This is a genomic window from Streptomyces capoamus, from assembly GCF_014654935.1.
In the GTDB taxonomy this organism is placed as follows: Bacteria; Actinomycetota; Actinomycetes; order Streptomycetales; family Streptomycetaceae; genus Streptomyces; species Streptomyces capoamus.
On the sequence record NZ_BNBF01000022.1, the window covers coordinates 121,540 to 124,497 of the forward strand.

A 2,958-nucleotide genomic window follows, 5' to 3' on the forward strand; every position below is an offset into this window, starting at 1 on the left:
CACCCAGGGCAGCAGCCACACGCCGACGACCGCGCCGCCCACGAACCCGGCCAGCGAGACGCATCCGGCCACCAGCCCGCGCCGGTACCCGGACACCGCGTAGACGACGATCACCAGCACCAGCAGCAGGTCGAGCAGATCCACGGAGCCGCCTTTCTCTCGGACCCCTCAGTACGGACCGGACCGGTCCGCTGATCAGCGCACGCACCGCGGACGGCCACCGGGCGGCGCCGGCGGCGGCGCGTGTACCCCCAGCAACGACCCGGACCCGGACGATGGTTCCATCCAGTGGCACAACACACATCCCGGACACCGGGCCCGCGTCACTCCTTGAACCGCTCCCACAGGCGGGGGAACCGCTCGGCGAGCACCCGGTCGTCCTCCAGGTCCAGGGGCGTGCCCTGCGGCTCCGCGGGCGCCGGGGCGATGCCCAGGTCGGGCGCCACCGTACCGGTCAGCTGCTCGTACGCCTCGTCCGCCGCGTACCCCAGCTCCTCACCGTCGCCGTCGACCTCCTCGTCGAACTCGTCCAGCAGCTCGGCCAGCGCGTCCGGTTCGTGCAGCGCGCCCTCGAACACCTCCCGGCCCTGGCCGATCAGCCAGCACCGGAAGTAGTCGAACGCGTCGTCGCTGCACCCGCCCAGCAGCAGCCAGGCGGCGCCCCACAGGTCCCAGCGGCAGGCGCGGTTGTAGCGCGCCTCGAAATGACGGGCGAAGTCCAGGACCAGCTCGGGATCCAGCTGGAGCAGCCGGTCCACGAGCAGGTCGGCCTGCTCCTCCGGGTCGCCCCCGGCCGCCTCGCGGGTGGAGTCGATCAGCTCCCAGAACTCCGTCTCGTCCATCACGGTCACCAGCATCCAGCCTCGGCCGGTGGGCCGCACGCGGAGTGCCGCACCGCACACCGGACCGTCGGCCGGTGTCCCGGTGGGCGTGCGGCGCCGTACCGCGGACCGTCAGCCGGCGTCCCCGCGGGCGTACCGCGCCGCCAGGCGGGCCGCGTCCGCCGCGCACCGCTCGCGCAGGCTCGCCGGAGCCAGCACCTCCGCCTCCGGGCCGAGCGCGGTCAGCTGGCCGTGCGCGACCTCCTCCGACTCCACGGGCAGCGTCACCGTCACCCAGCCCTCGGCATCCGGCGCGCCCGCCCCGGCCAGCGCCTCGCGCGCGGCGAGCGGATCGACGGCGTGCGGCAGCCGGCGCACGCCGTCCGGGGAGAGCCGTACGACCACCTCCGCGCGCAGGATCGACCGGGCGAACCGCTCGGCGTGCTCGGCCCAGTGGGCGGGCAGGTCGAAACCGGGCGCCCGGGCGAACCGCTCGGCGAGCGCCCCGACGGCCTCGAACCGGTCGATCCGGTACGTCCGGAACGGACCGCCGCCGGCCACCCGCGCGCACAGGTACCAGACGCCCGCCTTCAGCACGAGCCCGTACGGCTCCAGCGTCCGCTCCACCTCGCCGTCCGCCCGCCGGTACCGGGCCGTGAGGCAGCGGTCGTCCCACACCGCCTGCGCGATCACGGGCAGCAGCACGGGCGTCTGCGGTTCCCGGAACCAGGCCGGGGCGTCCAGGTGGAAGCGCTGCGCGGCGGTGTCCGGGGCGTCCCGCAGCGAGGGCAGCAGCGCCGCCGACACCTTCAGCCGGGCCGCCGAGGCGGCGTCCTCCAGGCCCATCTCCCGCAGCGCCCCCGGCACCCCGCTCAGGAACAGCGCCTCGGCCTCGCCGCGGGCCAGCCCGGTCAGCCGCGTCCGGTACCCGCCGACCAGCCGGTACCCGCCGGCCCGCCCCCGGTCGGCGTACACCGGCACCCCCGCCTCCGACAGCGCCTGCGCGTCCCGCGTCACGGTCCGCTCCGACACCTCCAGCTCCCGCGCGAGCTCGGCGGCGGTCATGACGGGCCGGGACTGCAGCAGCAGGACCATCTTGATGAGACGAGCGGCGCGCATGCGCACATCATGCAGGAGGCCCCCGCCGAAGCGGGGGCCTCCTGCCGGGAAGCGGTGCCTACAGCCCGTACTTCTCCCGGGCCTCCTTGACGGCCGTGGCCTTCACCTCGCCGCGCCGGGCGAGCTGGGCCAGGGCCGCGACGACGATCGACTGGGCGTCGACGCCGAAGTGGCGGCGGGCGGCCTCACGGGTGTCCGACAGACCGAAGCCGTCGGCGCCCAGCGAGGACCAGTCCTGCTCCACCCACTGCGCGATCTGGTCCGGAACCTGGCGCATGTAGTCGGACACGGCCAGCACCGGGCCCTCGGCGCCCTGCAGCGCCTGGCGGACGTACGGCACCCGCTCCTCGCCGCGCAGCAGCGCCGCGTCGGCCTCCATCGCGTCCCGGCGCAGCTCCGACCAGGAGGTCGCGGACCACACATCGGCGGCCACGCCCCACTCCTCGGCGAGCAGCCGCTGCGCCTGCAGGGCCCAGTGGATCGCCGTGCCCGAGCCGAGCAGCTGGATCCGCGGGGCGTCGGCCGGCGCGGACACGCCCGCGGACTCCGCCGTGTTGAAGCGGTACAGGCCCTTGACGATGCCCTCGTCGATGCCGAGGCCCTGCGGCTTCGCCGGCTGCGGCAGCGGCTCGTTGTAGACCGTCAGGTAGTAGAAGACGTCCTGGTCCTCGCCCGGCTTGGCCTCGCCGTACATCCGGCGCAGACCCTCACGGACGATCACGGCGATCTCGTAGGCGAACGCCGGGTCGTAGGTCAGCGCGGCCGGGTTGGTCGCGGCGATCACCGGGGAGTGGCCGTCGGCGTGCTGCAGGCCCTCGCCCGTCAGCGTGGTGCGGCCGGCCGTCGCGCCGACGAGGAAGCCGCGGCCGAGCTGGTCGCCGAGCTGCCACATCTGGTCGGCGGTGCGCTGCCAGCCGAACATCGAGTAGAAGATGTAGAACGGGATCATCGCCTCGCCGTGCGTCGCGTACGACGTCGAAGCGGCGATGAAGTCGGCCATCGAACCGGCCTCGGTGAT

The 2,958-nt window shown here is 74.6% G+C and carries 4 protein-coding genes; all 4 read right to left on the reverse strand.

The genetic code is table 11. From position 1 onward, the window contains the following. On the reverse strand, positions 1 to 144 hold a 144-nt coding region (locus tag IE312_RS42350), incomplete at its 3' end, for a CvpA family protein (RefSeq protein WP_368860026.1). Positions 145 to 323: 179 nt separating this feature from the next. Beyond that, complete coding sequence (locus IE312_RS29495) at positions 324 to 842, reverse strand: DUF4240 domain-containing protein (protein ID WP_189985366.1); 519 nt, start codon at positions 840 to 842, stop codon at positions 324 to 326. A 111-nt stretch (positions 843 to 953) separates the two neighbouring features. Next, complete coding sequence (locus IE312_RS29500) at positions 954 to 1,940, reverse strand: helix-turn-helix transcriptional regulator (protein WP_189985337.1); 987 nt, start codon at positions 1,938 to 1,940, stop codon at positions 954 to 956. A gap of 58 nt (positions 1,941 to 1,998) precedes the next feature. Then, positions 1,999 to 2,958 (reverse strand): transketolase-like TK C-terminal-containing protein (locus IE312_RS42355; protein ID WP_440862372.1); only part of this gene is annotated, 960 nt, incomplete at its 5' end.

What these genes read in the sequence shown, in the direction of transcription:
- IE312_RS29495 (WP_189985366.1), bottom strand. Translation starts at nt 842, where the DNA reads ATGGACGAGACGGAGTTCTGGGAGCTGATCGACTCCACCCGCGAGGCG.
- IE312_RS29500 (WP_189985337.1), bottom strand. Translation starts at nt 1,940, where the DNA reads ATGCGCGCCGCTCGTCTCATCAAGATGGTCCTGCTGCTGCAGTCCCGG.